Source organism: Mesorhizobium silamurunense (genome assembly GCF_014843825.1).
GTDB lineage: Bacteria > Pseudomonadota > Alphaproteobacteria > Rhizobiales > Rhizobiaceae > Mesorhizobium > Mesorhizobium silamurunense.
Genome location: NZ_JHQR01000162.1, coordinates 24,694 through 49,718 on the forward strand (window position 1 = coordinate 24,694; position 25,025 = coordinate 49,718).

Annotated in this window: 26 protein-coding genes and 2 pseudogenes; 13 read left to right on the top strand and 15 right to left on the bottom strand. The window is 61.8% G+C overall.

Annotated features, from left to right (window positions below; all coding sequences use genetic code 11):
• The first annotated feature begins 14 nt into the window (after window positions 1-14).
• The 10 genes from DH10_RS18340 to DH10_RS18385 all read left to right on the top strand — a co-directional run bounded on the left by DH10_RS18340 (window position 15) and on the right by DH10_RS18385 (window position 9,205).
• Window positions 15-1,019 (top strand): LacI family DNA-binding transcriptional regulator, encoded by a 1,005-nt coding sequence (locus tag DH10_RS18340; protein ID WP_192385182.1) that lies wholly within the window; start codon window positions 15-17, stop codon window positions 1,017-1,019.
• 235 nt (window positions 1,020-1,254) lie between these two features.
• Window positions 1,255-1,626 carry a hypothetical protein gene (locus DH10_RS18345; protein WP_192385183.1) on the top strand — a complete coding sequence of 124 codons (372 nt, stop codon included), beginning with the start codon at window positions 1,255-1,257 and terminating at the stop codon, window positions 1,624-1,626.
• A 220-nt stretch (window positions 1,627-1,846) separates the two neighbouring features.
• Entirely contained in the window at window positions 1,847-2,404 is a 558-nt protein-coding gene (gene msuE / locus DH10_RS18350; RefSeq protein ID WP_192385184.1) for an FMN reductase, read from the top strand.
• A gap of 176 nt (window positions 2,405-2,580) precedes the next feature.
• Complete coding sequence (locus DH10_RS18355) at window positions 2,581-3,906, top strand: LLM class flavin-dependent oxidoreductase (protein WP_192385212.1); 1,326 nt, start codon at window positions 2,581-2,583, stop codon at window positions 3,904-3,906.
• 71 nt (window positions 3,907-3,977) lie between these two features.
• A complete protein-coding gene (locus DH10_RS18360; protein WP_192385185.1) occupies window positions 3,978-4,898 on the top strand; it encodes a TauD/TfdA dioxygenase family protein in 921 nt (306 codons plus the stop codon).
• A 29-nt stretch (window positions 4,899-4,927) separates the two neighbouring features.
• The gene (locus DH10_RS18365) at window positions 4,928-6,019 is read left to right on the top strand and encodes an ABC transporter substrate-binding protein (RefSeq protein ID WP_192385186.1); all 1,092 of its coding nucleotides are present in this window, start codon (window positions 4,928-4,930) and stop codon (window positions 6,017-6,019) included.
• Between the two features lies 1 nt (window position 6,020).
• Window positions 6,021-6,863 carry an ABC transporter permease gene (locus DH10_RS18370; protein WP_192385187.1) on the top strand — a complete coding sequence of 281 codons (843 nt, stop codon included), beginning with the start codon at window positions 6,021-6,023 and terminating at the stop codon, window positions 6,861-6,863.
• On the top strand, window positions 6,860-7,684 hold the full coding sequence (locus tag DH10_RS18375; RefSeq protein WP_192385188.1) for an ABC transporter permease: 825 nt from the start codon (window positions 6,860-6,862) through the stop codon (window positions 7,682-7,684). Before DH10_RS18370 ends, DH10_RS18375 begins: the two co-directional genes overlap by 4 nt.
• Window positions 7,681-8,514 carry an ABC transporter ATP-binding protein gene (locus DH10_RS18380; protein WP_192385189.1) on the top strand — a complete coding sequence of 278 codons (834 nt, stop codon included), beginning with the start codon at window positions 7,681-7,683 and terminating at the stop codon, window positions 8,512-8,514. The genes DH10_RS18375 and DH10_RS18380 overlap by 4 nt, the downstream gene beginning before the upstream one ends.
• Before the next feature lie 169 nt (window positions 8,515-8,683).
• Window positions 8,684-9,205, top strand: coding sequence for an OsmC family protein (locus tag DH10_RS18385; RefSeq protein WP_192385190.1), 522 nt, complete (start codon window positions 8,684-8,686; stop codon window positions 9,203-9,205).
• A 378-nt stretch (window positions 9,206-9,583) separates the two neighbouring features.
• Here the strand turns inward: DH10_RS18385 and DH10_RS18390 are convergent, their stop codons facing one another.
• From DH10_RS18390 to DH10_RS18415, 6 genes are read right to left on the bottom strand one after another with little or no spacing between them, the layout of a single operon-like run.
• Window positions 9,584-10,423 carry a TIM barrel protein gene (locus DH10_RS18390; protein WP_192385191.1) on the bottom strand — a complete coding sequence of 280 codons (840 nt, stop codon included), beginning with the start codon at window positions 10,421-10,423 and terminating at the stop codon, window positions 9,584-9,586.
• A 46-nt stretch (window positions 10,424-10,469) separates the two neighbouring features.
• Window positions 10,470-11,201, bottom strand: coding sequence for an SDR family NAD(P)-dependent oxidoreductase (locus DH10_RS18395; RefSeq protein WP_192385192.1), 732 nt, complete (start codon window positions 11,199-11,201; stop codon window positions 10,470-10,472).
• 56 nt (window positions 11,202-11,257) lie between these two features.
• Window positions 11,258-12,292 (bottom strand): amidohydrolase family protein, encoded by a 1,035-nt coding sequence (locus DH10_RS18400; protein ID WP_192385193.1) that lies wholly within the window; start codon window positions 12,290-12,292, stop codon window positions 11,258-11,260.
• Window positions 12,292-13,491: an ABC transporter permease subunit gene (locus tag DH10_RS18405; protein WP_192385194.1), complete on the bottom strand. Its 1,200-nt coding sequence runs from the start codon at window positions 13,489-13,491 to the stop codon at window positions 12,292-12,294. The genes DH10_RS18400 and DH10_RS18405 overlap by 1 nt, the downstream gene beginning before the upstream one ends.
• Entirely contained in the window at window positions 13,488-14,321 is an 834-nt protein-coding gene (locus tag DH10_RS18410) for an ATP-binding cassette domain-containing protein (protein WP_210327826.1), read from the bottom strand. The genes DH10_RS18405 and DH10_RS18410 overlap by 4 nt, the downstream gene beginning before the upstream one ends.
• A 2-nt stretch (window positions 14,322-14,323) precedes the next feature.
• On the bottom strand, window positions 14,324-15,406 hold the full coding sequence (locus DH10_RS18415; protein ID WP_192385195.1) for a substrate-binding domain-containing protein: 1,083 nt from the start codon (window positions 15,404-15,406) through the stop codon (window positions 14,324-14,326).
• 223 nt (window positions 15,407-15,629) lie between these two features.
• Here DH10_RS18415 and DH10_RS18420 point away from each other — a divergent pair, with 223 nt between their 5' ends.
• Entirely contained in the window at window positions 15,630-16,577 is a 948-nt protein-coding gene (locus tag DH10_RS18420; RefSeq protein WP_192385196.1) for a LysR family transcriptional regulator, read from the top strand.
• 475 nt (window positions 16,578-17,052) lie between these two features.
• Here the strand turns inward: DH10_RS18420 and DH10_RS18425 are convergent, their stop codons facing one another.
• The 7 genes and pseudogenes from DH10_RS18425 to pcaD form a co-directional block, all read right to left on the bottom strand.
• Window positions 17,053-18,777 carry an FAD-dependent oxidoreductase gene (locus DH10_RS18425; RefSeq protein ID WP_192385197.1) on the bottom strand — a complete coding sequence of 575 codons (1,725 nt, stop codon included), beginning with the start codon at window positions 18,775-18,777 and terminating at the stop codon, window positions 17,053-17,055.
• A gap of 82 nt (window positions 18,778-18,859) precedes the next feature.
• A pseudogene (locus tag DH10_RS37680) lies at window positions 18,860-19,126 on the bottom strand (FAD-dependent monooxygenase); the annotation flags it as partial.
• Complete coding sequence (locus DH10_RS18435; protein WP_192385198.1) at window positions 19,126-20,178, bottom strand: 3-carboxy-cis,cis-muconate cycloisomerase; 1,053 nt, start codon at window positions 20,176-20,178, stop codon at window positions 19,126-19,128. The pseudogene DH10_RS37680 and the gene DH10_RS18435, both read right to left, overlap by 1 nt.
• A 19-nt stretch (window positions 20,179-20,197) precedes the next feature.
• Window positions 20,198-20,806: a protocatechuate 3,4-dioxygenase subunit alpha gene (gene pcaG / locus DH10_RS18440; RefSeq protein WP_192385199.1), complete on the bottom strand. Its 609-nt coding sequence runs from the start codon at window positions 20,804-20,806 to the stop codon at window positions 20,198-20,200.
• The gene (gene pcaH, locus DH10_RS18445) at window positions 20,806-21,561 is read right to left on the bottom strand and encodes a protocatechuate 3,4-dioxygenase subunit beta (RefSeq protein WP_192385200.1); all 756 of its coding nucleotides are present in this window, start codon (window positions 21,559-21,561) and stop codon (window positions 20,806-20,808) included. The genes pcaG and pcaH overlap by 1 nt, the downstream gene beginning before the upstream one ends.
• On the bottom strand, window positions 21,551-21,958 hold the full coding sequence (pcaC, locus tag DH10_RS18450; protein WP_192385201.1) for a 4-carboxymuconolactone decarboxylase: 408 nt from the start codon (window positions 21,956-21,958) through the stop codon (window positions 21,551-21,553). The genes pcaH and pcaC overlap by 11 nt, the downstream gene beginning before the upstream one ends.
• A complete protein-coding gene (gene pcaD, locus DH10_RS18455; RefSeq protein WP_192385202.1) occupies window positions 21,951-22,760 on the bottom strand; it encodes a 3-oxoadipate enol-lactonase in 810 nt (269 codons plus the stop codon). Before pcaD ends, pcaC begins: the two co-directional genes overlap by 8 nt.
• Before the next feature lie 93 nt (window positions 22,761-22,853).
• On the opposite strand from pcaD, the gene pcaQ reads away from it, so the two are divergent.
• A complete protein-coding gene (pcaQ, locus tag DH10_RS18460) occupies window positions 22,854-23,792 on the top strand; it encodes a pca operon transcription factor PcaQ (protein WP_192385203.1) in 939 nt (312 codons plus the stop codon).
• A gap of 241 nt (window positions 23,793-24,033) precedes the next feature.
• Here the strand turns inward: pcaQ and DH10_RS18465 are convergent, their stop codons facing one another.
• Window positions 24,034-24,195 (bottom strand): hypothetical protein, encoded by a 162-nt coding sequence (locus DH10_RS18465; RefSeq protein WP_192385214.1) that lies wholly within the window; start codon window positions 24,193-24,195, stop codon window positions 24,034-24,036.
• 40 nt (window positions 24,196-24,235) lie between these two features.
• A complete protein-coding gene (locus DH10_RS18470; protein ID WP_192385204.1) occupies window positions 24,236-24,514 on the bottom strand; it encodes a hypothetical protein in 279 nt (92 codons plus the stop codon).
• Between the two features lie 226 nt (window positions 24,515-24,740).
• Here DH10_RS18470 and DH10_RS18475 point away from each other — a divergent pair.
• Window positions 24,741-25,025 (top strand): annotated as a pseudogene (locus DH10_RS18475) (IS6 family transposase); the annotation flags it as partial.

Below are 25,025 nucleotides of genomic sequence, written 5' to 3' on the forward strand. Positions count from 1 at the left end.
ATTTGGAGGCCTAGTTGGACAGCACGGTTCGCTTGTCAGACGTCGCTAAACGGGCAGCGGTCGGCGTTGGCACGGTTTCGCGAGTTTTGAACGGTTCGGCAAATGTTTCGGCCGCAACGCGACAAAAGGTTTTGCACGCGATCGCGGAACTTGGCTACGTTCCCAACCTGGTAGCCCGGAGTTTGGCAGCCAATCGAACGGGTTTGATCGCCGCCATCATCCCGGTGATTGGCAACACGCAGCATTCTGAAGTCATCCAGGGCATGACCGATGTCCTGCATGCGCATGGCATGAATTTGATGATCGGCGCATCCGGGTATTCGGACCAAGTCGAACTGCAGGTCATCGAAGCATTCCTGGCTCGCAGGCCCGATGCCATCTACGTCACAGGGGTCCGACATTCGGAGGCGGTACGCTCTACCTTGCAGCGATCAGGAATCCCCGTGGTCGAAGGGAGCAACCTGACCGATCGTCCGATCGATACAGTCGTCGGATACTCCAATTTCAATGCCAGTGTCGACCTGACCAGACTGCTCATTAATCGTGGCTATCGCCGCATCTGGTACGTGACTGTCACCAGGGATTTTGACGACCGTATCGATGACCGCTTGGAAGGTTTTCGTTCGGCAGTCTCTACGGGACTCGAACTGAAAACCGATGTCATCCGCTGTGAAAACAGTTTTGATGGTGGAGCGGAGGCAGTCCGGCTGGCGATGGCATCTAACGTTGGAGTTGAAGCCATGATTTTCGCCACTGATGTCATGGCCGTTGGAGGTTTGTTAGAGTGCCAGCGGCGAGGCATCAATGTTCCAGCACGGCTTGCGATTGCGGGCTTTGACGATCTCACAATCGCAGCGTCAATAAATCCTTCATTGACAACCATAAAAGTCGACCGGGTAGACCTTGGTCGGAAAGCTGCAGAAATTATCGTCAATCGGCTTCAAGGCAACGACCACTCCTCCCGGATCGTCGACGTCGGATTCCAAGTCGTGGAGCGGGATAGTACACGGCGCCCGTGATTGAGCCGCTGCGGGGAAGCTCGATACCACATCCCAGCTTTTCCATGATCTTTCAGGAAATCGAACCGCGAGGCCAAATAATTTCCCGCGATGACAACGCAGAAACGAGATGCGGCCATTCGAACGGCTGTGACGGCTCGATGGCTCTTCCGGTCCTGTCAATAAGACCCTGAACACTGTCCGTCTTCAGACCGCCGCTGGGGCCGACCACACCTTCCATACCCTGTTCGACGACGTGCGCCTGAAGAGCCCGCGCTGTTTCCTGCCACGGCCCTATGCCGCCGCGGCCGAGTTGCTGGCCGACGTGAATATCGCACCAATGAGAGCGCCGGCAAAGCTTCGCTCCACGGTCGTGCGCAAGAGCGGCACTTGGTTGAAGACCGCGCGGTTCACCGCCGCCTGGGCGCGGGGTCGGTCAAGCAGCTATCTACAAGCTCAATTCTTGCGTCTCTCAAGGGCACGTCGCGGCGCAAAGAAGGCGATCCTGGCCGTCGCTGCTTCGATGCTCACCGCACCTACCCCCATACTCCGCGACGGCGTGCCTTACCACGATCTCGGTTCGCATAGTTTGATCAACGCCATCACGACGTCCCCATCCGACGACTGATCCGCAGGCACCACGATCGCGGATGCGAGGTTACCCACTTTGTTTCACCAACCGCACAAAAGAAGATCTCCTCAGCTTCCTGGTAATCGAATGAACCAATCGCAGTCGATGTTCGGCAAACTCAATCCGATTGGCGGCTTGTTTTTGAAATACGCTCTCTCTTTTAACTCTATTAAATCGATAGAGTTAAATTGCGTTGATCGCTTTGAGGGAGCCAGGAATGTCGAAGAAGTTCGCGATAGGGGTATCGGGCAATGTTACTCGTCCTTCGAAAACCAGGGCATTCGTCGACCATATAGTCGGGCAGGTAGCGAAGAAAATCGGCGCCTCTTCGGCTACTTTCGATATCGAGGATTTCGGACCCTCCCTCGCACAGGCCAGGCGGCTTGGCGACCTTGATCCATCGGCCCGAAACATCGTCGAGCAATTGTCGGGCGCTGCGGTCCTGGTGGTTGGCTCGCCGACCTTCAAAGGCAGCTACACCGGGCTATTCAAGCATTTTTTCGATCTGCTCGAGCCGACCTCGCTGAGGGGAAAGCCAATCATCCTTGCAGCGACTGGGGGCGGCGAACGTCATTCCCTCGTCGTGGAACATCAGCTTCGCCCGCTCTTTGGCTTCTTCGAAGCGTTGACCATCCCGACAGGTGTCTACGCCTCTGACCGCGATTTCGCCGATGGCGTCATCATATCCGAAGCCATCCGCAAACGAACGGAGCAAGCCGTAGCCGAAGCGTGTCGGCTGGTTGGAGGTGCGGGCAGCGTCAGCCTGGCCGCCTGAAGCAGTGGCGGGGGAAAGGATGACGCCGGCAACTTGTTGGCCGTCAGCAAGGCCGCCGAAATCCTGACAGATCGCACACTCCCCCAAAGCGCCGTCCTCATCGTGAATTTCTATTGTTGACTGAAAAAAGGAGACTGAAGGTGAGCAAGGTTGGAAAGCTGCGGCTTGGCGCCTTTATGTATCCAGCTGGCCACCATGTGGCGGCATGGCGCCATCCGGACACCGCCGCGGATGCGACGACGAGCCTCAGACAGCGCATCGCATTTGCCCAAGCGGCAGAACGTGCGAAATTCGACCTGATCTTCCTGGCTGATGGGGTAGCGGCCCATACGGATGATCTCAAATCTCTCTCCCGAACTGATGAATGGGCCGTCGGCTTCGAGCCATTGACGCTCCTGTCGGCGCTCGCCGTGGTGACGGAGCGCATCGGCCTCGTGGCAACAGCCTCCACCACGTTCAATGAGCCGTTCAACCTGGCACGCAAATTCGCCTCGCTCGATCAGATCAGTGCCGGCAGGGCCGGCTGGAACCTCGTGACCTCGTCCAATCCGCTCGAATTGGCGAATTTCGGCAACATCAGCCAGTTCGCCCATCAGGACCGTTACGCACGGGCGGAAGAGTTCGCCGATGTCGTGCTCGGCCTATGGAACAGCTGGGAGGATGACGCCTTCCTGCGCGACAAGGATAGCGGCCTCTTCTTCGACCCGGAGAAACTGCATATCCTCGGGCACCGCGGACGGCATTTTCGGGTGCGCGGGCCGCTGACGGTCTCGCGCTCGCCACAGGGTCACCCGATCGTCGTCCAGGCAGGCTCCTCCGAGGCGGGCAAGGAGTTGGCAGCCCGCACCGCCGAGGTTGTCTTCACCGCCCAGCGGACGCTCCAGGAGGCTCAGAGCTTCTATGCCGACCTCAAGGGACGCCTCGAGAAGTATGGCCGCCATCCCGATGACTTGAAGATCATGCCGGGCGTCTTTCCGGTGGTGGGACGAACCGAAGCCGAGGCGCGCGAAAAGTTCGAGGAGATCCAGTCGCTGATCCATCCCGATGTTGGGCTGGAGCTCCTGTCGAACCTCTCCGGCGGTGTCGATCTTTCCGCTTATCCCCTCGACGGGCCGCTACCGGACCTGAGCGAGACCGAGCGCGGCAAAAGCCGCCAGCAACTGATCATCGATCTCGCCCAGCGAGAAAATCTCACCATCCGTCAGCTCTACGAGACCATCGCCGGGGCGCGCGGTCATTGGCAGCTCGTCGGGACGGCTGAGACCATCGCGAACGAGCTCGAAGAGCGCTTCTACAAAGGCGGCGCTGATGGCTTCAACGTCATGCCGCCGACCGTGCCCGCCGGGCTCGACGATTTCATCGAGATGGTCATCCCGGAGCTGCATCGCCGCGGCCTGTTCCGCACCGAATACGAGGGCCGGACTCTACGCGAGAACCTCGGCTTGAAGCATCCCGCTCATCGTGCCCCTCACCGCGAGCCTGGCAGCCAGGCGGCCGAATAATTCAACTCCCAATCAACGAACCCGGCAAAGGGCCGAGCCACGCCGGCGGCCCAACCAAGGAGCAGTCCATCATGACCAAATCCCAAGCCACCATATCCTCACTGACGATAAAACCGGTCGCCGGCCGGATCGGCGCCGAGATCGCCGGCATCAAGCTTTCGGGCGACCTTACCGACGAGACGATAGCAGCCGTCAATGCCGCTCTGCTGCAGCACAAGGTGATCTTCTTCCGCGACCAGGATCAGCTGACCGATGCCGAGCAGGAGCGTTTTTCCAAGCGCCTCGGCAATCTCGTTCCACATCCGACCGAGCATGTCCGCAACGGCACGACGTCGATCCTTGAACTTGACGCGTCACGAGGTGGCCGCGCCGATGCCTGGCACACCGACGTCACCTTCGTTGACGCCTATCCCAAAATCTCGATCCTGCGCGGCGTGACCATTCCCGAGGTCGGCGGCGATACGGTTTGGTCCAACACAGTGGCGGCCTACGAGAGCCTGCCACCGGCGCTCAAGGCGACCGCCGAACAGCTGTGGGCGACCCATAGCAATGCCTATGACTATGCGGCACAGCGCCCGCATGCCAGTGAGGCCGATCGCCGTCACTATGAAGAGGTTTTCGCTTCCACCGTCTACGAGACCGACCATCCCGTGGTGCGCATCCATCCGGAGACCGGCGAGCGCTCGCTCGTACTCGGCTCCTTCGTGCAGCGCTTCGTCGGCTATTCGAAGAGCGACTCCGAGCAGCTCTACGCCCTCCTCCAGTCTCATGTCCTGCGGATTGAAAACACGGTGCGCTGGCGCTGGCGAGCGAACGACGTTGCCATTTGGGACAACCGTGCCACCCAGCATTACGCTGTCAACGACTATGGCGACCGCGCCCGTGTCGTGCGCCGCACCACTCTCGACGGCGACGTCCCCGTGAGCGTCGACGGCCGCCACAGCGTTACCCGCAAAAAGCTCGTTCGCGACGCCGTCGCCCGCGCCGCCTGACCTTTTCCCTCCAGCCAGGATCCTCACTCATGAAATTCGCCCATATCGCAGCCCTGATCGGCGGCCTGCTCGCCACCGCTCCCGCATCGGCCGAGACCCTCATTCGCATCGGCTATCCTGGAACCGGCATCGATGACCGGCCCTATGCCTATGGTGACTACGCTGCCGTGGCCAACGTGCAGCAACTCGTCGAAGCCGAGTTCAAGGACGTTCCGGACGTCAAGGTCTCCTGGACCTTCTTCCGCGGCGCGGGCCCGGCCCTCAACGAGTCGCTCGCCGCCGGACAGCTCGATTTCGCCGCCGGTCTCGGCGATCTGCCTTCGATCGTCGGCCGCTCGCGCGGCCTGCAGACAAAATACCTGGCCTCGGCTGGCAGCCATGATGCGCTTTACCTCGCCGTGCCCCCAGATTCGCAGCTCAAGACCGTGGAGGACCTGAAGGGCCACAAGGTGGCACAGTTCCGCGGTACCAATTTGCAGATCGCCACTGACCGCGTCCTCGAAAAGCACGGCCTCACTGAAAAGGACATCCGCTTCGTCAGTCTCGACTCGAATGCCGCCACGGCCGCGCTCGTCTCGGGCAATGTCGAGGCTTCGTTCGGAGGCTCGGAATATCTCGACCTCGCCAAGCGCGGCGCGGTCAAAATCATCTACTCGACCAAGAACGACGACCCGACGCTTGGGCGCAACGCCGGGCTGCTCGTCACCGCGGAGTTCGAGAAGGCGCACCCAGAGTTCACGGCCAAGGTCGTGCGCGCCTTCGTCAAGGCCGCGCGCTTCGGCTCGGACGAGGCCAATCGCCAAGCGGTTTTCGAGCTCTGGTCGAAGGCCGGCCTGCCGGTCGAAAGTTTCGAGGCCGATTTCAAGGACGAACCCCTCGCCCATCGCATGTCGCCCGTCGTCGATGACTTCATCATCGCACGCTACAAGGACCAGGCCGAGCGCGCCAAAGCCTATGGCCTCGTCAAGAAGGACGTTGATATCGACAGCTGGTTCGAGACCAAGTACCTCAAGCAGGCTCTGGCAGACCTCAAGCTCGAGAACTACTGGCCCACCTTTGACGCGAAGGGCCAGAAAGTGACCGAGGGCGAGGTCGAACACACCAAAGCGGCGAGCAACTAAGATGGGCGCCGGCCAAGCCACGGCCCTGAGTGGCCATGGGGACAGCACCGCCGGTGCTGCCCCCACTCACCGGCGCATTTTCCCGGCAGCCGGCGCCCTGGCTCTCGGCCTCGTAGTGCCGCTAGGGCTTCTGACGGCCTGGACGGTCGCCGCTCTCCTCGGCCAGTTGCCGGAGCAGATTCTGCCGCCGCCGTGGATCGTGTTCGACACGTTGTTGGAAGGCATCCAGGATGGCTCGCTGCTTTCCAGCACGGTGACGAGCCTCAAGCGCGTCGCGGAGGGATTTGCGGCCGGTGCGCTGGTGGGCCTCGTCTTCGGCACGGCAGTTGGCCTGTCGAAGACCCTTCGTGAATTCGTCGACCCGCTGTTCCTGGCCCTCAGCCAGGTCCCGACCCTCGGCTGGATGCCGATCGTCATTCTCATCGTCGGCATTGACGAAGGCTTGAAGATCATCGTCATCGGATGGTCAGCTTTCATTCCAGTCGTACTGAACACATCCCAGGGCGTGCGCGACGTTCCGGAGGCCTATGTGGAGCTTGGCCGTGTCCTTTCGTTCAGCCGATGGTCGAAACTCACGATGATCGTGCTGCCCTCCGCCATCCCCTCGATCTTTACAGGGCTGCGAGAAGGCCTTGCCAACGGCTGGCAGACCCTGGTTGCGGTAGAACTCATCGCATCGTTCGAAGGGCTCGGATACCTGATGGCTTATGGCCGTCAGCTCTTTCAACTGGAACTCGTTCTTTCGGCCATGATCGTGGTCGGCCTGATCGGATTGGCTTTCCATGGCCTGCTCACGCTTACCGAAAACCATTTGCAACGCTGGCGTCCGGAGACCCCACGATGAGCCTGATCACGATTGCAGGTGGGGAGCGGCTGTCGCGCAGCGCTTCCATCGCACCGCCGCCCTTCCGCCTTATCGGCCGACATTTGCGGCCACTTGCGGTACCAATTGCGCTGCTGGCGATCTGGGAGTTACTCGCCCATGCCGGCGTTGCTGACCCGCGTTTCCTACCGTCACTGGAAGCGGTGGTGGCCCGAGGCGTTGCAGAGTTCAGCCGCAGTGGCCTTGGCGTCAATCTTCTGGCGAGTCTCAAGCGCGACCTGATCGGTTTTGTGTGTGGCAGTGTGGCCGGAATCGGGCTTGGTCTGGCGATCGGATTTTCCCGCCTCATCGAACGTCTGCTCGGGCCGGTGCTGCTGGTACACCGCCAGATCGCCCTCTTCGCCTGGGTGCCCCTCATCTCGATGTGGTTCGGCGGAGGCGAGGCCGGCAAGGTCGTCTTCATCGCGCTCGCGGCGTTCCAGCCGACCTTGATCAACACCTGGCAAGGCGTGTCCGGCATCCCGCGCAGCTATCGCGAGCTTGCCGACGTGCTGACCTTCGGCTGGTTCGACTTCGCCCGGATCATTGCCATTCCGGGTGCGCTGCCGCAAATCTTCACGGGCCTTCATTCTGCGCTGATCTACGCCTGGACCGCGACGGTGGGGGCCGAGCTTTTGCTCAACATCGCACCGGGTATCGGCGGGCGCATGAACGAGGGCCAGCAACTATTCCACATGGATTTGTTGCTGCTATGCGTTCTCCTCCTTGGTGGCGTCGGCGTCATATTCAACGTCATCGCCGGCGCCGTTGAGCATCGCTTTCTACGCTGGAGGATCCGATGAGCGGTCCTGTCGCCATTTCCGCAAAGGGACGTGGCAAGAGCCACGCTCTGGAGATCACTGACGTCAGCAAGAAGTTCAGTGTCGCCGGCCGTCAGGTTCAGGCGCTCTCGCATATCCATCTTGCCGTCGACGAGGGCGAGTTCGTCAGCATCGTGGGATCCTCGGGGTGCGGCAAGTCCACCTTGCTGCGGCTCGTCCTCGGCCTCGACACTGACTATGACGGAGACATCCGGGTCGATGGACACAGGGTGGAACGGCCGGGTCTCGATCGCTCGATCGTTTTCCAGGAGCACAGGCTTTTGCCTTGGCTCAATGTCGAGGCCAATGTCGCGGCGGCGCTGCGTCAAAGCGGGTTGAGCGCTGCAGAACGAGGCGAACTCGTTCGTGACCACCTGCATCTCGTCGGCCTCGATCAATTCGCCAAAGCCCACCCCGCCCAATTGTCGGGTGGCATGGCTCAGCGCGTGGCGATCGCCCGCGCGCTCGTGACGAAGCCGCGCTTTCTGCTGCTCGACGAGCCGCTAGGGGCCCTCGACGCGCTGACCCGGCTGCGCTTGCAAGACGAGCTGCAGCGGATCGTCCGGCACGAGGGCACGACCGCCGTGCTCGTCACGCATGATGTCGATGAAGCAGTCTATCTCGGAGATCGGATCGTCATCATGCATCCCCATCCCGGGCGGATAGCCACGGTTCTGCCCGTGACCGCCGCAGTGTCTCGCGACCGATCCGATCCGAATTTCATTCGGCTGCGCGACGAGGTGTTGTCCTGGCTTGGCGTGTCGCGGACTGGAAACGATGCTGGCGCCGAACTCGCTCGCCGCAGCGCCTGACCGCCGATATGGCTTCAAGCAGCGCCTCAGACTCGTTGACGGCGGGATGTCGCAGTCCCAGCCGGCATCGACGACATGCTGCTCGACATTGAGCAGAGCTTCGCGAGCGTCTTCACTAGAATGCCGTCATACAGAGCCCACGTCCGAAGATCAGCTAAAGGAAGTTACAATGGGATTTAAGTTCAAAGACGTTTTCACGGGCACGCAGTCCGCGCTGCGCAGCTCACCCGAAAAAGCTGTCGCAACCTTCTCGGCGCATTCCCGTTTGGGAGGCGGTGTGGACAGCAGCGTCAGCACCCGACAATTCACGATCAAGGTCGATGAGCCCGCAGCCCTTGGCGGAACAGACACCGCACCCAATCCGGTCGAATACATTCTGGCGGCCCTCGGTTCCTGCCAGGAGATCACATACCGGCTTTACGCGGATGCTCTGGGTATCCCGGTCAGAAGCGTCTCGGTCAAGCTCGAAGGAGAGATCGATCTGCGAGGCTTGTTCAATGTTGACGCTAACGTCCGCCCAGGCTTCCGGAATATTTTTGGTACCGTGACGATAGACAGTACCGCCTCCGAGGTCGAAATACAGCGTCTGAAAGATGCCGTTGATCAACACTGTCCAGTGCTCGACATCCTCAAAAATCCGGTTCCCGTAAGCCTGGAATTACACCGGAACTTAGCTGCCTCATCGCCGTGATCTCGGGGGCGCTCCGGCTTGCGCCTCCGCGGCACCAAGCGATCTGCTGGCCCTGATCAAGAAAATGGCACCGTGCCGCAGACGGAGCGGCCCCAGACCATAAGAGGTTTAAGAAGGACGTCTTTAGGCGCCTCGCGCTTCGATTCTTCGGCTGCGAGAGTCGCATGCCGCTCCCCCAGCTCGATGTTCGCGAAACCGCGCAAGGCTCAACAGTTTCTCCGGGCAGCTCGCTTAGGCGAGGCTATAATCAGACTGAGACCGCCACCGCGTTCCGAAATTCCCTAGCCGGCAGCAGGCAATGCTGCTGACCCTTAGCCTAGAAGAGACCGAGTTCATGACCAGGCAAGTTCCCATTCGGCCCGATACGGTCGTTCACCATCATAAGCAATTGCCTCTCAGGAGGCTGGCGGTTGCGTCATACACACGTTTGATCGCAGCGGGCGCCCCGGCCTCACGTGTAAAGGCCATCATCGGCACCTCAAGGGCAAGTGACGTTCCCGACGGCAAATGGCGTAGAAAGCCGACAAGATCGAGCCCGCCTTCTCCCGGAGGAAGGCGCTCTTCGCGAGCTTGGAAGAGCAGGCCTTCTCGAGAGCCCGGAGGGGCCGCAGGAGCATCGCACAGGTGCACGAACGGCAGCCGAGCCGGCGGAATTCGGGACAGTTCCTCGAACGAGCTGCCCGACCTCATGAAATGCAAACTGTCCACCAGGACGCCACCGTTCGGCTGGGCCGCGTCTCTAATGAACGCCGACGCCTCTTTGAGACTTTTGATCTCGGCCCAAGGAAAGAACTCCATCATCACGCCCATTGAATAGCGCGCGCCCAATGCGCATAGCGCCGAGAAGCGTTCGATGAGCCTCGTGCGATCTGGATCGTAGGGAGCAACAATTACGTTTGATGCACCAAGGAGAGCGCCGGTTTCGAAAAGCGGCTCCAGCGATCCCACATCCAGAGTCGGGGTAATCATGACGAACTCGATGTCGGAGACGGTCACTCCCGTATCGCTCAAAGCCGATCGCGTTGCGCGCAGCACGGCTGGGTCGTCCATCAGGGGATAGGCAGGGCTTTCCGGGGTGACCTTGACCAGCCGTAGGCCCACGGACCTGAAACCGACCTCAGCGGCCGTGTTTATCAACTGCGGCGGTGACAGTGACAACGCTGTGAGATGGGCTAGTGAGAGTTCCAATTTCTGCCACCCTTCGAACTCAGTGCGCACTCAGCGGTCACGCGCGTTCCCGCGACGAGAAGAGTGATGGACGTCATCAATACGTTGCCCGTCCACCGGTGACATCGAAGGTAAAACCGGTCGTGAACGTTAGCTCGTCGCTTGCCATCCACGCGACCATGGCCGCGATTTCATGAATTGTTAGAAAGCGGCCCATCGGTATCTTCGCCTTGGCAGCGGCTATGTGTTCCGGCGTCATCTCCTTAAAAAGATCGGTTTCTGTGATCGCTGGAGCCAGACAGTTCGCCAGAACACCGGTCCCAGCCAGTTCCCGCGCTAGCGACTTTGTGAAGCCGATAACCCCGGCCTTGGCGGCGGCATAGGCGGAAATGTTTGGCCCGCCTTCCTTTCCCGCAATGGATGAGATGTTGATGAGACGGCCGTAGCCACGGGCTTTCATGGACGGAACCGCTGTGCGACAGCAGTGAAAGACGCCGTCCAGGTTGACCGCCAGCACACGCTTCCAGTCCTCGGGCGGATAATCGCATGTCTCGACGACGGGTCCATTGATCCCCGCATTGTTGACCAGGATATCGATGTGCCCAAAGATATCCAGCGTCTTTGACGTCGCTGCTTCAACCGAAGGCAAATCACTGACATCGACCTCTACGCGGATGGCGTCTCCATCATCGCGACCGGGGTTGGCAAAGGCGAGATCCCAAATCGCCACCCTTGCGCCGTCGGCCACAAGACGCTGGGCAATGCCGCGACCGATCCCCCGGGCTCCGCCGGTTACCACTGCGGTTCGCCCCACCAGCATACCTGACATTACGACCTCATCTTTTCTTGAAATATCGAATTGACGCCGTCGGCTCCGCTCACGAGTCAGCTGGGCCGAAGGACGCCCTCTATCGTGGCTTTCGCGGCATCGGCGACCGAGACCAGACGTGCATTTCCGAAGGCCGCCGTGCTGACCGCGCGTTCGCTGACTGTGGCTGCCGAAACCTCGGACGTCTTGCAAACAACGACCCGCGCGTTGCGAAACGCGCCCGCTCGCGCCATCTCCGCCTGATACTCGTCCCATTTCTCATCAGACACGATGATCTGCGTGACGGAGAAGTCCGGGCGATCCCAGCGCATGATTGTTCGTGTTGCCTGGCCGAGCAGCCAGCGCTTCTCGGTGTCATCGAACTGTGGTGCGACGCGAATGCTGAAAAGAGTCTCCGCCCAAGTCTGGTGGCCAGCGCTCAATGTCGCGTCGCTTTCCCACATCACGCGCTGGGGCCCAAACGCGTCCACGACGCGGCGTAACTGGGTAAGAACATCTGTATAGGGAAAGGGATCGGCAGAGAACTTCGTCACGTGCCCCCATTTCACCGCCACATTCGGATAAACGGCGAGGGCGAGCAGATTCTGCAGCGGCTGGAAGCGGTGGGGATCAAGCTTGTCCCAATTCAGCGGCATGCCTGCATGATCGATGACGAACTGAACGCCTTCGAAACGCTCGATATACGGCGTAAGTTCTGGAAGGCGATTGGGCAGTATGACCCAGGCCGGTACTTCACATCTTTGCGCGGCTGCGAAAAGACGGTCGTGGCCGCCGTCACGGAGGGTTTCTGGCGCCGGTTGGTCGACACGGAACCCGAGCCGTCCCGGAACGCTGCGCACGGCAGCAACCATTTCGTCAACGTCGGGATCGCGGGGATCGATGCGGACCATATAGGCAAACCGATCAGGGAAGCCTCTGGCGGCTTGCTCCGCCAGCGCGTAGGTGCACCGCAAGGCGCCGTTCGGCAAAGTGGTTTTGGTCAGCGGCCAAAGATCGATGATGGCACCATGGATTCCAACCGCGTCCATGGCAGCCAGACCAGGCTCGATGCCAAGCGCATTGAGATGCAGCTGAGCGTCTATGATTTCCATCAGGGCCGCCCCATTCCGCGCCTGATCGCAGCGTCGATGAGCAGCGCTCCTACCACCACGCCCCCTTCGACGACGTAGACCATGTCAGAGGACAAGTTCAGCAGATTGAGGCCGTTCTGCACGCCCCCGAGCAACAGGGCGCCGGCTAGGCCGCCCCACACCGATCCGCGGCCCCCCGACAGGCTGATGCCGCCAACGACCGCAGCCCCAATCGCCGCCAGAAGAAGCGTTCCAGTTCCCGTCGTATTGTCCGCGCCACTGGTGTAAGCCAGCAAGGACAGCCCTGCCAGCCCTGCCAACACGCTGGTGGCAACGAAGCCGCCCCAACGGATGAGGCCTACGCGCACTCCGCATTCCTGCGCGGCCAGGACGTTGCCGCCGATGGCATAGAGGTGGCGGCCACTGGATGTCTTGTTGAGCAGGTACCAAACGATGCCGGTGATGAGGAGGACAATCCCGGTAAGGGCCGGAACGCCACCGCCCGCGTCGAGATAGAGAATGACGGAGACTGCCAGGATCGGTGGCAAAAGCACCTGAACAAAGCGCGCCTTCTCGTTGCCGCGGTTCGCGCCGCTCTCGCTCGGCTGACGCGTCAGCAATGTCGCTAGGACGCCCAAGATGCCCACCGTCGTTGCCACGCCGATAGACAGCCAAAGAGGTATGCGCAGGATCGCCAAATCTGTGACGATCGGCGAATCCACCGCGATGTAGCCGCTCGGCTGAAGGACCCTTTGCTGCAGCCCATAGCAGACGAGGAAGCCCGCTAGCGTGACGACGAAAGAGCGAACGCCGGCTACAACGACCAGAGCTCCTTGGATCATACCCACGAACCCGCAGGCGACGAGGGTTACCAGGATGGCCGCGAACCAAGGCATTCCACTGGCCATCAGGCTCGCAGCTATCGCCGCGCCGAGCCCCGCGACCGAGCCGAGCGACAGGTCGATCTCGCCCATCAGGATCATGATGCAAGAGGCGACCGCGACCAGGGCAAGCGGCGACGTCTCCGTCAGTAGGTTCACCAGATTTCCGGGGCTGAGGAACAGGCCCGACAAGGACTCGAAAGTCACGGCCGTGATCAGCAGCGCCGCGACCAAGGGCAGGAGCTGGCGCATGTTGCGCGACCTGCGTAACGCCGCGCCCAGGCTGGAAGAGAAAGTGGCGCCCCGGGCGCCGCGACCAGGCAGATCCATCATAATCATAGGCCACCTTCCCGATGCATCGTTCCGACCGGCCTGTAGCTCTTCACGCCGACGATCGCGGAGACGACCTCCTCCTCCGTGGTTTTCCGCCGATCGAACGTCTTCACCACGGTCCCGTGCAACATGACTGCTATGTGGTCCGACACCGCGAACACCTCACGCAAATTATGCGAGATAATGAGGATTGCCGTCCCGGCGTCGCGCAGTTGTTCCACGGCCTTCAGGACTTGCGTAGCCTGCTTGACCCCCAGCGCCGCCGTTGGCTCGTCCAGGATCAGGAGCCGGGCGGCCTGCCGTACGGCGCGCGCAATAGCCACAGTCTGGCGCTGTCCGCCGGAAAGAACCTCCACGGGCTGCGCAAGGTCCTGGATTGTCGTGGCATCAAGTCGGTTAAGGGCCTGCCGCGTGATCTGAGCCATATATGGGCGGTTCAGAAGAGGTAGCCGCATCGAACCGAGGCGCCAGTATACTTCGTCGCCGAGGAAGCAATTCTCCACGACATCCAAAGATCCGACCAGTGCCAAGTCCTGGAAGACAGTGTGGATGCCGTGTTCGCGCGCCATTCGGGGATTGGCAATGTCGACTGGCTTGCCTGCAACCCGCAACGTCCCGCTGTCAGGACGTACAACCCCCGAGATGACCTTGACCAGGGAACTCTTGCCGGCGCCGTTGTCGCCGACAAGAGCTGTAACCTTGCCCGCGGGAAGCGAGAGACTGGCACCGTCGAGCGCCGTAATCGCCCCATAGCGCTTGACGATCGCGTCCGCCTCGACCGCCAGCGGGTCGTGCTGGTGTGTACTTGACATAATCTCGCGCTCCGGCTCGGCCATTGTCAATTACACGGCGCGCCGACCGACGAGGGCATACCCTGGCAGAGTTGCTCGCGCGTCGCCATGCCATCTTTGATGACGAGATCGATGTTGCTGCGGTCGATCGCGGTGACCGGTGTGGGACGGAAAGGCACTTTCTCTGAGCCAATAACCTGCTGCTTTGCGTAGAAGCCGTCCGGAACAGGTTTGTCAGCGAGCCGATAAGCGGTCGCGGCGGCCAACGACTGTGCTTCATAATACAGGTTGCGATAGGCGGTGGCAGTTTGGGTTCCCTGAAGGATGGCACGCAGCCCCGCGATCGAACCGTCTTGCCCGATCACCATGACTTTCTTTTCGAGCCCGGCAGTGCGCAGCGCCGGAAGCGCGCCTTGGGCCATGTCGTCGTTGCCCATGATAAGGACGTCTACCCTGTTGGCGGTGAGGATTGACGACACCTGGGCTTGCGCCTTGGCGGTTAGCCAGCCTTCCGCTGAACGATCGGCGAGCAGCTTGAAGCGGCCGCTGTCGAAGGCTGGCTGAAGAACGCTTAGCATGCCCTCGTGCTGCAAACGGGCGTAGGTGGTGGACAGGTCACCGTTGACGATGGCTATTCGACTGCCTTCTTTTGCGTGATCCAGCACATACTGGCCCTGCGCCTTTCCGATTTCGGCAGGATCGGTGCCAACGAGGCCGGCAACGGAATCCTTCACGATAGCATTGGGGATGAAGATATAGAGGAGTACCGGGACCTTGGCCGCGTGCGCGGCGCTCAGGATCGCATTTGGGGCATCTTGGAACGCAGCGATCGCGAGTGCGTTCGCACCCGAAACGAGCGCCGACTTCGCCATCGAGACCTGGTTTGCTGCATTGCCCTGCGGGTCATAGGTCTTGACCTCAATATTGGGCGCATAAACCGCCATCCACTTCTTGAAGACGGGGAAGTCGATCTCGTTCCAACGACTGACCGTGCCACTATACCCGACGAACGCGACAGCACCCTTTTCATTGAATATTGGAGCTTCGTCAGCGCCCCAAGAAGCGCTTGAGACCAGTCCCGCGATAAGCGTGAGTGTCGCGCAGAAGGCGCGTCTGCCGATATTTTGCATCTTATTCCTCCCGTGATGCGATGATGCTCTGCGCCTACCGGCCCTCCCAAGAAAGTCGCACAGCCTCATCATGACCCGGGGTACAAGGAGCCAGCCACCTTGTCGACTAGCGCCACAGAATGTGCAATATTACGATTCATAATAGGGCTGCTAAAATCTCCTGCTCCGCCAGACGCAGTGCAGCGCGCGCAGGATTGCCGTTGATCAAGGTCGGAGGCGTTACATGATTCCCCTTGACGGCGAGGTCGCGCTTCTCGATGTCAAGATGCTCCTCCTGTTCGAGACACTCTATGAGACGCGAAGCGTGACCGGATGTGCCGAGCGTCTCGGTTGGAGCCAGCCCACAGTTAGCGTCTGGCTGAAGCGCCTGCGGTCCGTCCTGCAGGATCCTCTGTTCGTTCGCACCCCATCCGGCATGCAGCCCACGTCGCGTGCGGAAGCCTTGATCGGCACTTGCCGAGCGGCGCTGGTCTCGATCCGGCGTTTGGGCACTGCTGACACGGCATTCGATCCCGCTACGGCGCGCCGCACCTTTCGCATCTGCATGATGGATGCGAGCCAGGTCACGCTTCTTCCCCGCCTGCTGCGCCGGATCCAGGATGCGGCGCCGCAGGTGCGCATCGAGGCGGATCGGATCGGCAGCGATGTGGCCGAAGCCCTGCTGGCGGGCGATGCGGATCTTGCGATCGGCCTGTTGCCGAAGCTAGAATCCGGTTTCTATCAGCAGACGCTCTACACGGAGAACTGGGTCTGCCTCGTCCGAAAGGACCATCCTAGAATCGGCGGCGAGCTTACACTTCAGGACTATGCCGCCGAGGGCCACGTGAGCGTGGCGTCCGGCGCGAGCCGCCGGCTGCTGGAGGAGACTTTGAAAGCCGCGCGGCTGGAACGTCGCATCATGCTCGAGCTTCCCGGCTTTCTTGGTGTGCCGGCGACCCTTGCCGTTGGCGACCTGATCGCGACGCTCCCCCGGCTCATCGGCCGGACTTTAGGCAAGGCTGCGGACCTGCGTGTATTAAATTGCCCAATTTCGCTTCCATCATACGAGATTAGGCAGCACTGGCATGAACGATATCACCATGATCCGGCAAGCCAGTGGCTGCGCGGCCTTTGCGCTGACCTCTTCCAGCGCGAGTTCGCCCTGGAGCACTCCCGTTCTGCGCGATCGTGACGACCGTCATCATCATTCCGCGATAACCGCCAATGCGGAAATCTCGCTCGGTTCCGCGACTTGGTCCCCAGGGCACGCGCGAAAGAACCTGACCGCGGAATCTATTGGTGACCGATGCCGACGAGACGTCCGAAGCGGCTGCCCGTGCGGCTATCTCCAAAGCATTCCCGGACTGCGTCGTGGAGGATAGGGAAGCCGACCAGCCGAAATGCGGGAATGCTGGACCGACTGGATCACATGCTGCTCGCCTTTGTCGATCCGGTCAGCGGGACGAAGAGCTTCTCCTGTGGCCTGCCGTCGCGCGGCGTCATGGCCTCGGCGCTCAAGGCGCGGGAAGTTGTGGCCGGCCGGGATCATCGTTCCCATGGAGACGACTGGGTGGTGTCCATGCGCAGCGAGGGCGCGTTCCTCGAACGCGCGGACGGCGGGAGCAAGGACCGGCGGGTCGGCTGCTGTGCGCGCCCAATCGCGAAAGTCAAAACCCAGGCGACGCTGCCGATCGCGCCACGAGTTGCAGGCCGGCGATGTATCCGAACGTCATTGCCGGGCCGAGATTGATTCCACCCGAGGGATAGAAGCCACCCATGATGCTCGACATGTCCGCCCCAGCCGCGTAGAGGCCGGCGATCGGCTTCCCATTCTCGTTAAGCACTGCCGCGTACTCGTCTGTCATCAGACCCATAAAAGTCCCGAAGCTGCCGGGCAGGACCTTGACGGCATAGAATGGTCCGCGTGCGATTGGTGCGACGCACGGGTTCGGTTTGACATCTGCATCTCCTCCCTTCCTGTTGAAGGCAGTGCTGCCGCGGCCAAAGAGCGGATCCTCTCCATTCACGGCGTGCCTGTTGTATTCGGCGACCGTCTCCTCTAGGCCCGACGCGTCGATTCCGCAGGCGGACGCGAGATCGCCGATCGTCTCTCCCCTTTTGATGTAGCCGGACTTGAGGTAGGGTTTGACCGGCACCGGCGCCGGCCTGGAGATGCCCAGTCCATAGCGCCGCTGGAAACTCCGGTTGCAGATGAGCCAGGACGCCACCTCCGCGCCCGGCGGAACCGCGCGGATCATGGCGTCCACATAGTCATAGTAGCCGTTGGCCTCGTTGACGAAGCGCCGGCCGTTCGCGAGCACGGCAATAATCCCGGGCTTGGCGCGCTCGATGATGTGCGGAAAGCGGCCGATCGTGCCATCCCGATATGGCACCAGCGAGACCGGACACCAGGCAGCCTGCGAAGCGAGCGAAATGTCAACCTTGCCTCCGACGCCCTCCCCCAGGCGCAGACCGTCGCCGGACGCGGAAGTCGGCGCGACGGACCAGTGTTGCTTCGGCGCGTGGGAATTTCCCGCGATTTCCTGCCATCGCTTTTCATCGTGAGGAAACCCGCCGGTCGCGAGCACGATGCCGCAACGCGCATGTATCGTCCGGTTTCCGCATCTTTCCTCCACGACCGCGCCGACGATGTTGCCATCACGGCGAATTAGTTCTTTGGCCGCGCACGATACGCGTATGTCGACCCCGGCGCGGCTAGCTGAAAGGCCTAGCCTGGCGATCAAAGCGTTGCCATTGACCAGTTGAGTCGCCCGTCCCCAGACAGCCAAGTCGATCAGGTGACGGCCCATGCGACGCGCCACATGCACCGCCGAACGGACCGAGCGGGTCGCAGTCATAAATGCGGCAAGATCCTGGCCCGCCATGATAGGCATGCCCATGAAGGCGGTCTCGCGCATGGGCCGGCGAAGTTTGTCGAACAACGGCCCAAGCGATCGGCCATCAATGGGCGCCGCACAGACCTGATGGCCGCCGGTCGCCGCGCCCTCGGTCCAGCTGTGCATATCCGGTATGCCGTTGCCGTCGACGAACTGAAGATCGGTTCTGTGATGGAAGAACTCCACCATTGCTGGGGCGGCTTGGAGAAAGGCCCTCACCCTGCGCGCGTCGAAGTGGGCGTCAAGCTCGTTGCGCAGATATGTGAACGGCCCTTCCGGAGCGTCATCGAATCCAGCCCGTCGGGCGAGGGGATTCCCGGGTACCCAGATCCAGCCGCCAGACCAAGCGGCGGCTCCACCGAAAACCGGTTCCTTCTCGGCGACGATCACCTTCAACCCATGCATTGCCGCCGTCACAGCGGCCGCCATTCCGCCGGCACCGGACCCGATAACGAGAACGTCACAATCCGCAGGATTGTGGCCTGACGTAGCCATTTTCTTATCTCCTGACATCTAATGGCGACAACACACGTATGGACATTTTGGGCCGGCCCTCAAACTTCGCCGCCGCCTGCGCCTTGCCACTGCCAAGTCCAGTGTCGTCGAACTGAACGCCCCCGCTCATCGAGACCAGCGAGATGCCGGAATGCAGCAAGCCTTTGGCATGCAGCCTTGCAGCAGAGCCAGCCTCCCCGAGCAGGTCGACCGTGCCCTGTTGGAGCACCCCTGCCCGCACGTGGCCGAGCACATGCTCGCGGCTTTTCTCGACGCCGATGCCGGCCAGGAGTTGGCCAAGCAGCATGCCGGACGCTCCGGACCCGACAATGAGAACCTGTGTGCGCATCAGTGCCCGAGACTTTCGATCTGTCCGGCCAGTTCGGCGGCAAGGCGCAGCGATGCGGCTGTCGCCACCACCATCTGCGGCAGCAGCAGCCACTCCAGCGTCCACGCCGCGCCCGACCGTTCCTGCTCATGCACCAGCGCCTGATGCATGCCGGAAAGCTGTGTGGCGTTGAAGCGGGCGAGCGCCACCAGCGCCTCGGCCTTCACCGGGTTCTGCTTGTGCGGCATGGCCGACGAGCCGCCACCGCCGGAAAGGACAATGTCGGTTCCGCCCTGCGCTATCAGCGCGATGTCCTGGCCGAACTTGCCGAGGCTGCCGGTTGCCAGCGACAGCCAGCCGGCGAAGTCGGCGAGCGCGTCACGCTGGCTCTGCCATTGCGGCGCATCGGCAAGGCCGAGCTTTGCGGCAAGGGCCGCACGCACCGCCGAACCCTTGTCATCCAACTTTTCCAGCGTGCCGGCGCCGCCACCGAACTGCACCACCAGCAGTCGCCGCGACCGTTCCGACAATCTCTCCTGGTGCCGCTGCAGAGGTGCTCGCCATGCCACTATGCGGTCCGCCACATGAACAGGGATCGCTGGCTGCATGCGCGTCATCCCGGTCAGCGCCCTGCCCCCGAAGCGCTCTTCGAGTGAGGCGAGGCGCATGACGGTCTCGGTCAACAGCAGGCCGAGATGCTCGACGACGGATTTGAGCCGAAGCATCAGGCCCGTATCGATCACATCCTGGCTGGTCGCACCGAAATGCACTTTCTGGCCATGCGGTTCGCCGGCCGCTGCCCTGATCTGGCGCACCAGTTCCGGCACCATGACGCCGTCCCTGGCGACACCTTCCCGCAGCAAGGCGGTGTCGGGACGGAACGTGCCAAGCGCCGCCACGATAGTCGCCGCGGCATCCCTAGTGATGATCCCGTTTTCGGCCTCCGCTTCGGCCAGCGCCCGCTCGAACGCCAGTATCGCCTCGATTTCCGCCTCGACGGAAAAATGCCGGCTCGCTTCCCCGTCGCCGAGAAGAGCGGAGAGCAATGGATGGTCGAAGGGCGATACGGTCATGTCGCAAGTCTCCTGCGCATCAGCTGTCGAAGAAGACCGTTTCCTTCTCCCCCTGGAGATGGACGTCGAAGACATAGATATCGCCGGTACGCTTGGCGATCAGCGTCGGCACGCGAACGCTGTGCTCGATGCGCGTCAGGATCGGATCCTGCGCATTGGCCTTTTCCTCGTCTGAAAAGTAGAGCCGCGTGTGCAGGCCGAGATTGATGCCGCGGGCGACGATCCAGAGCGTGATGTGCGGCGCCATCAGGCTTCCATCCCTTGATGGCACGCGGCCCGGCTTGATGGTGTCGAATGTGCACAGGCCGGTCTCGGTCGGGCAGCGGCCCCAGCCGGAGAAGTTCGGATCGGCCGTGCCGCGCCGCTCCGCCGGCGAATTGTAGAGCCCATCCGTATCCGCCTGCCAGATCTCGACCAGTGCGTCCTTGAGCGGCGTGCCGGTGCCGTCGAGCACCCGGATGCGCAGGCCGATACGCTCGCCCTTGGTCTTGTCATTGACCATGGTCGCACCAAGGTCGCTCGCATAGACGCCGCCGATGCCGCAGAAATTGGGCGTCAACCCAATGTGGACGTAGGGTCCCGCGGTCTGCGAGGGGCTTTCCCTGAGCCGGTCGAGCGACTGGGCCATCAATTGCCCTCCAGCCGGTTTTCGAACAGCGAGGAGCGGCGCCCGCGCAGCACGATGTCAAACTTGTAGGCGCGCGCGTCGAAGGGGATCGTCGCCTGCATGTCGAGCACGGCGATCAACGTTTCGATGGCCGCCTTGTCGGGGATGCCACGCGCGATCGGGCAGTGCCAGATCAGTGGGTCGCCCTCGAAATACATCTGCGTGATCAGCCGCTGGGCGAAACCATGGCCAAAGACCGAAAAGTGAATATGCGAGGGCCGCCAGTCGTTCGGCCCGTTCGGCCAGGGATAGGGGCCGGGCTTGACGGTGCGAAAGGCATAGCCGCCATCCTCACTGGTGATGGCACGGCCGCAGCCGCCAAAGTTCGGGTCGAGCGGCGCCAGATAGCCATCCTTCTTGTGGCGATAGCGGCCACCGGCATTGGCCTGCCAGAATTCGAGCAGCGCGCCGGGCACGCCAACGCCACGTTCGTCGAGCACCCGCCCATAGACGATGATGCGCTCGCCGATGGCGCTCTCGCCGGGTCTGGCGAAATTGTGGATCAGGTCGGCGTCGAGTTCGCCCAGCATGGCGTGACCGAAGACCGGGCCGGCAATTTCCGACAGCGTGTTGTCGAAGGCGAGCGGCGCTTTCTGCGGCGAGCGCAGCACGGATGTCTTGTAGTTCGGCGTCAGCGCCGGCGGATGCCAGGTCCGGTCGCGCTGGAAGAAGGCGCCGGTCTCGGGCCTGTGGTTCGAGCCGGACTCAGCTGGCATTCTTGGCTCCGTCCATTTCCGAAAACACGTCCTTGGCTATTCTGAAGGCACGATTGGCGGCCGGCACGCCGGCATAGATGGCGACATGCAGGAAGGCTTCGCAGATGTCGTCGCGCGAGGCACCGGTGTTGGCGGTGGCGCGCACATGCATGGCGACCTCCTCATCATGGCCGAGTGCTGCCAGCAGCGCCAGCGTGACGATCGATCGTTCGCGCTTGGTGAAGCCCGGCCGTGCCCACACCGTTCCCCAGGCGGCCTCGGTGATCAGGTCCTGAAAGGGCTGATCGAAATCGGTGGCGGCGACCTCGGCCCGGTCGACATGCGGATCGCCGAGCACGGACCGCCGCACCGCGAGACCCGTGCGATATCTGGCGGCGTTGCCGGGGACTTCATCCATGGGTTTCAGCTCCAAGGGCAAGCGATGCGATAAAATCGCGGATCAGGGCGGTCAGCGCTTCAGGCTGTTCGACGCAAGGAATATGCCCGGCGTCGCGGATGATCTCGAAGCGCGCGCCGGGGATCAGATCGGCCAGCGAGCGGACCAGATCGGGAGGCGTCGAGCCATCCTGGTCGCCGGCGATGCAAAGCGTCGGCACGGCGATGCGGCGCGCGGCCTCGGTGAAATCGGCGTCGCGAACGGCTGCGCATGTACCGAGATAGCCGGCGAGCGCCTGCCTGGTCAGCATGTTCCAGTAGCCGTCGAGCTCGGCCGAACGCGTCGCGTGGAAGCTGGGGGTGAACCACACTTTGAGCACCCCGTCGGCAATCTCCTGGATCCCTTTGCCTTCGACCGTTGCGATGCGCGTGTTCCAGCTGTCGGTGGTGCCAATCTTGTGAGCCGTGTCGCATAGGATCAGACCTTCGACTCCTTCGGGACGCCTGGCGTGGAATCCCTGCGCAATCAGACCGCCGACCGACAGGCCGCACAACACCACCTTGCCAAGACCGAAGTAATCGATGAGACCGCAGAGATCATCGACATGATCGTCGATCGAGCTGATGTCGCCGATATCCGAGAGCCCGTGGCCGCGCTTGTCGTAGACCAGCAGAGGCATTTCTCCGCCCAGAATCGACAGGACCTGGTCCCAGCTCCGGAAGTCGGTGCCGAGCGAATTGATGAAAACGATCGGGCGAGCACTGCCGTTCGCCTCGATGCGACGGTGGTGCAGCGTGATGCCGCCGATGGTGACGAATGGCACGATTTCGGTCCTCCATCTCCACATTGCACAAGGCGTTTGGTTCGGTAAAATGATATTTTGCGCCATTCCATTAACTCAGGGGTTATCAAATCCGTGTCCGAGAGCCGCATCCGCTTCCGTCACCTGCAGGCATTCCTGGAAGTTGCGCGGCAGGGAAGCGTGGCGAGAGCGGCCGACTTGCTGCATGTCAGCCCACCGGCGGTGACCAAGACATTGCGCGAACTGGAAGAGGCGCTCGGTGTGGCGCTGGTCGAACGCGACGGCCGCGGCATCAGGCTGACGCGCGTCGGCGAGATCTTCCTTCGCCATGCCGGCACAGCGATCACGGCGCTGAAGCAAGGCGTCGATTCCGTCAGGCAGGATGGCGCGGTCAACCGGCACCCGATCCGCATCGGCGCGTTGCCAACCGTGTCGGCGCGGGTGATGCCGCTCGCCATGAGCCTGTTTCTGAAAGAAAGCACCGGTGCGGCGATCAAGATCGTCACCGGCGAGAATGCGGTGCTGCTCGAACAATTGCGCATCGGCGCGCTGGATCTCGTCGTCGGGCGGCTGGCGGCGCCGGAGAACATGACCGGCTTCTTCTTCGAGCACCTCTACTCCGAACAGGTGCTGTTCGTGGTGCGGGCCGGGCATCCGCTGCTCGAACCGGGAGCGAACATCTTCGCGAGACTCGACGAATTCCCGGTGCTGATGCCGACCCGGGAATCCGTTATCCGTCCCTTTGTCGATCGCCTGTTCATCACCAACGGCATGACCGCGCCGGCGACCGAGATCGAAACCGTCTCGGACTCCTTCGGACGCGCCTTCATGCGCCAGAGCAATGCCGTCTGGATCATTTCGGCCGGCGTCGTCACCAACGAGATTTCCAGCGGCGCCTTTGGCGCCTTGCCGGTCGACACCGAGGAGACCAAGGGACCGGTCGGCCTGACGATGCGGACCGACACCGCCCCCTCGCCGGCCTTTACAATCCTCTTGCAGACCATTCGCGAGGCAGCTCGGCACAACGCCCGGGAGCAACCAACGAAGTTATAAATTTGCCAGCGGGTAACGCCTATTCGGCCAGATGCTGATGCGCCGAGCCTCATCGAAACTGGAAAAACGATTGTCAGGACAAGAGGCACTCGAAAAACTGATTGCCTCCTCAAAACCGCGCCGGACCAAGTGAGGGATGGGTCTCCCGGTAAGCCGAAGCGCTCGGCGATTCCGGCCCAAGCAAGTATTTTCTGTTCACGGGACAGCAAGCAGCCGCGTTTCTCAAACGTATCACGGCATTTCACGCCGAGGCTGAAACGCCGCCAGTCGCGCTGTCCGGCGAGAAGAAGCCGGGTATCGTGCCGACGCCGACCTTGATGGAGCCGCGCTCCTTGAACTTGTCGAGCGTCGGGCCGGCATAGGTCGCGGTCGAGAACAATCCTACCGCCACCGCCAGCGTCATCGAGAGCCGGCCTCCAACGGGCCGGGCCGCATTGCAATCGTCATGGTCGAACGCCGAAGACGGTGATCGCCAGGGGCACGACCGTAGTCGACGAAGAACCCACCGGCGCCCCTTGCTGTCCGGCGAGACCGGGTGTCGTGCCGACGCCGACCTTGATGGAGAACGCGTTCCAGCAGCGCCGAACAAGCAGCGCCCCGGAACAAAAAATGGCCGGGCTCGAATACGGCCCGGCCAAAGGAAGGGCAAAACCTTCAGAGGGGAACACCGTCAGCGGGATGGGAGGAAAACCGCCGAACGGTTTTACCTTTTTTGAGCTCATTACAGTGCTTTAGCGACGAATGGCATTCCAGAGAAAGCACGAAACGGCAAAAATTCGTGCTTCTATATTGCCCGCAACCCTCGCGAGCGCCGCTCTGGCTTCGAGCAGATCGGCATAGTGCCCGGCATGCCGCGGGGTGCGAACGCGGCGGCTTTTCAGGACATTGGTGCTGACGGTGCTGTCACATTGATTTTGGCTTAACGGTTTGACGATAAGTCAGGTTGGCATGGTCGAAGCATGCGCCACCTACAAGAACCATCGCTTCCCGATCGATATCGTTGCTCATGCCGTCTGGCTTTATTACCGGTTCGGGCTGAGCCTGCGCGATGTTGAAGAAATGCTGCTGGAGCGGGGGATCATCGTCTCCTACGAGACCATCCGCCGCTGGGGAAAGAAGCACAGTCCCGATTATGCACGTCGCCTGCGCCGCAAGGCGCCATCGAAAGACGATGTCTGGCATCTTGATGAGGTAGCCGTGCGCATGGCGTTGTCACGTTGTTTGAAATGTGGC

What these genes read in the sequence shown, in the direction of transcription:
- msuE (WP_192385184.1), top strand. Translation starts at nt 1,847, where the DNA reads ATGTCGAAGAAGTTCGCGATAGGGGTATCGGGCAATGTTACTCGTCCT.
- DH10_RS18355 (WP_192385212.1), top strand. Translation starts at nt 2,581, where the DNA reads ATGTATCCAGCTGGCCACCATGTGGCGGCATGGCGCCATCCGGACACC.
- DH10_RS18360 (WP_192385185.1), top strand. Translation starts at nt 3,978, where the DNA reads ATGACCAAATCCCAAGCCACCATATCCTCACTGACGATAAAACCGGTC.
- DH10_RS18365 (WP_192385186.1), top strand. Translation starts at nt 4,928, where the DNA reads ATGAAATTCGCCCATATCGCAGCCCTGATCGGCGGCCTGCTCGCCACC.
- DH10_RS18370 (WP_192385187.1), top strand. Translation starts at nt 6,021, where the DNA reads ATGGGCGCCGGCCAAGCCACGGCCCTGAGTGGCCATGGGGACAGCACC.
- DH10_RS18375 (WP_192385188.1), top strand. Translation starts at nt 6,860, where the DNA reads ATGAGCCTGATCACGATTGCAGGTGGGGAGCGGCTGTCGCGCAGCGCT.
- DH10_RS18380 (WP_192385189.1), top strand. Translation starts at nt 7,681, where the DNA reads ATGAGCGGTCCTGTCGCCATTTCCGCAAAGGGACGTGGCAAGAGCCAC.
- DH10_RS18385 (WP_192385190.1), top strand. Translation starts at nt 8,684, where the DNA reads ATGGGATTTAAGTTCAAAGACGTTTTCACGGGCACGCAGTCCGCGCTG.
- DH10_RS18395 (WP_192385192.1), bottom strand. Translation starts at nt 11,201, where the DNA reads ATGTCAGGTATGCTGGTGGGGCGAACCGCAGTGGTAACCGGCGGAGCC.
- DH10_RS18400 (WP_192385193.1), bottom strand. Translation starts at nt 12,292, where the DNA reads ATGGAAATCATAGACGCTCAGCTGCATCTCAATGCGCTTGGCATCGAG.
- DH10_RS18405 (WP_192385194.1), bottom strand. Translation starts at nt 13,491, where the DNA reads ATGATTATGATGGATCTGCCTGGTCGCGGCGCCCGGGGCGCCACTTTC.
- DH10_RS18410 (WP_210327826.1), bottom strand. Translation starts at nt 14,321, where the DNA reads ATGGCCGAGCCGGAGCGCGAGATTATGTCAAGTACACACCAGCACGAC.
- DH10_RS18415 (WP_192385195.1), bottom strand. Translation starts at nt 15,406, where the DNA reads ATGCAAAATATCGGCAGACGCGCCTTCTGCGCGACACTCACGCTTATC.
- DH10_RS18420 (WP_192385196.1), top strand. Translation starts at nt 15,630, where the DNA reads ATGATTCCCCTTGACGGCGAGGTCGCGCTTCTCGATGTCAAGATGCTC.
- DH10_RS18425 (WP_192385197.1), bottom strand. Translation starts at nt 18,777, where the DNA reads ATGGCTACGTCAGGCCACAATCCTGCGGATTGTGACGTTCTCGTTATC.
- DH10_RS18435 (WP_192385198.1), bottom strand. Translation starts at nt 20,178, where the DNA reads ATGACCGTATCGCCCTTCGACCATCCATTGCTCTCCGCTCTTCTCGGC.
- pcaG (WP_192385199.1), bottom strand. Translation starts at nt 20,806, where the DNA reads ATGGCCCAGTCGCTCGACCGGCTCAGGGAAAGCCCCTCGCAGACCGCG.
- pcaH (WP_192385200.1), bottom strand. Translation starts at nt 21,561, where the DNA reads ATGCCAGCTGAGTCCGGCTCGAACCACAGGCCCGAGACCGGCGCCTTC.
- pcaC (WP_192385201.1), bottom strand. Translation starts at nt 21,958, where the DNA reads ATGGATGAAGTCCCCGGCAACGCCGCCAGATATCGCACGGGTCTCGCG.
- DH10_RS18465 (WP_192385214.1), bottom strand. Translation starts at nt 24,195, where the DNA reads ATGACGCTGGCGGTGGCGGTAGGATTGTTCTCGACCGCGACCTATGCC.
- DH10_RS18470 (WP_192385204.1), bottom strand. Translation starts at nt 24,514, where the DNA reads ATGAGCTCAAAAAAGGTAAAACCGTTCGGCGGTTTTCCTCCCATCCCG.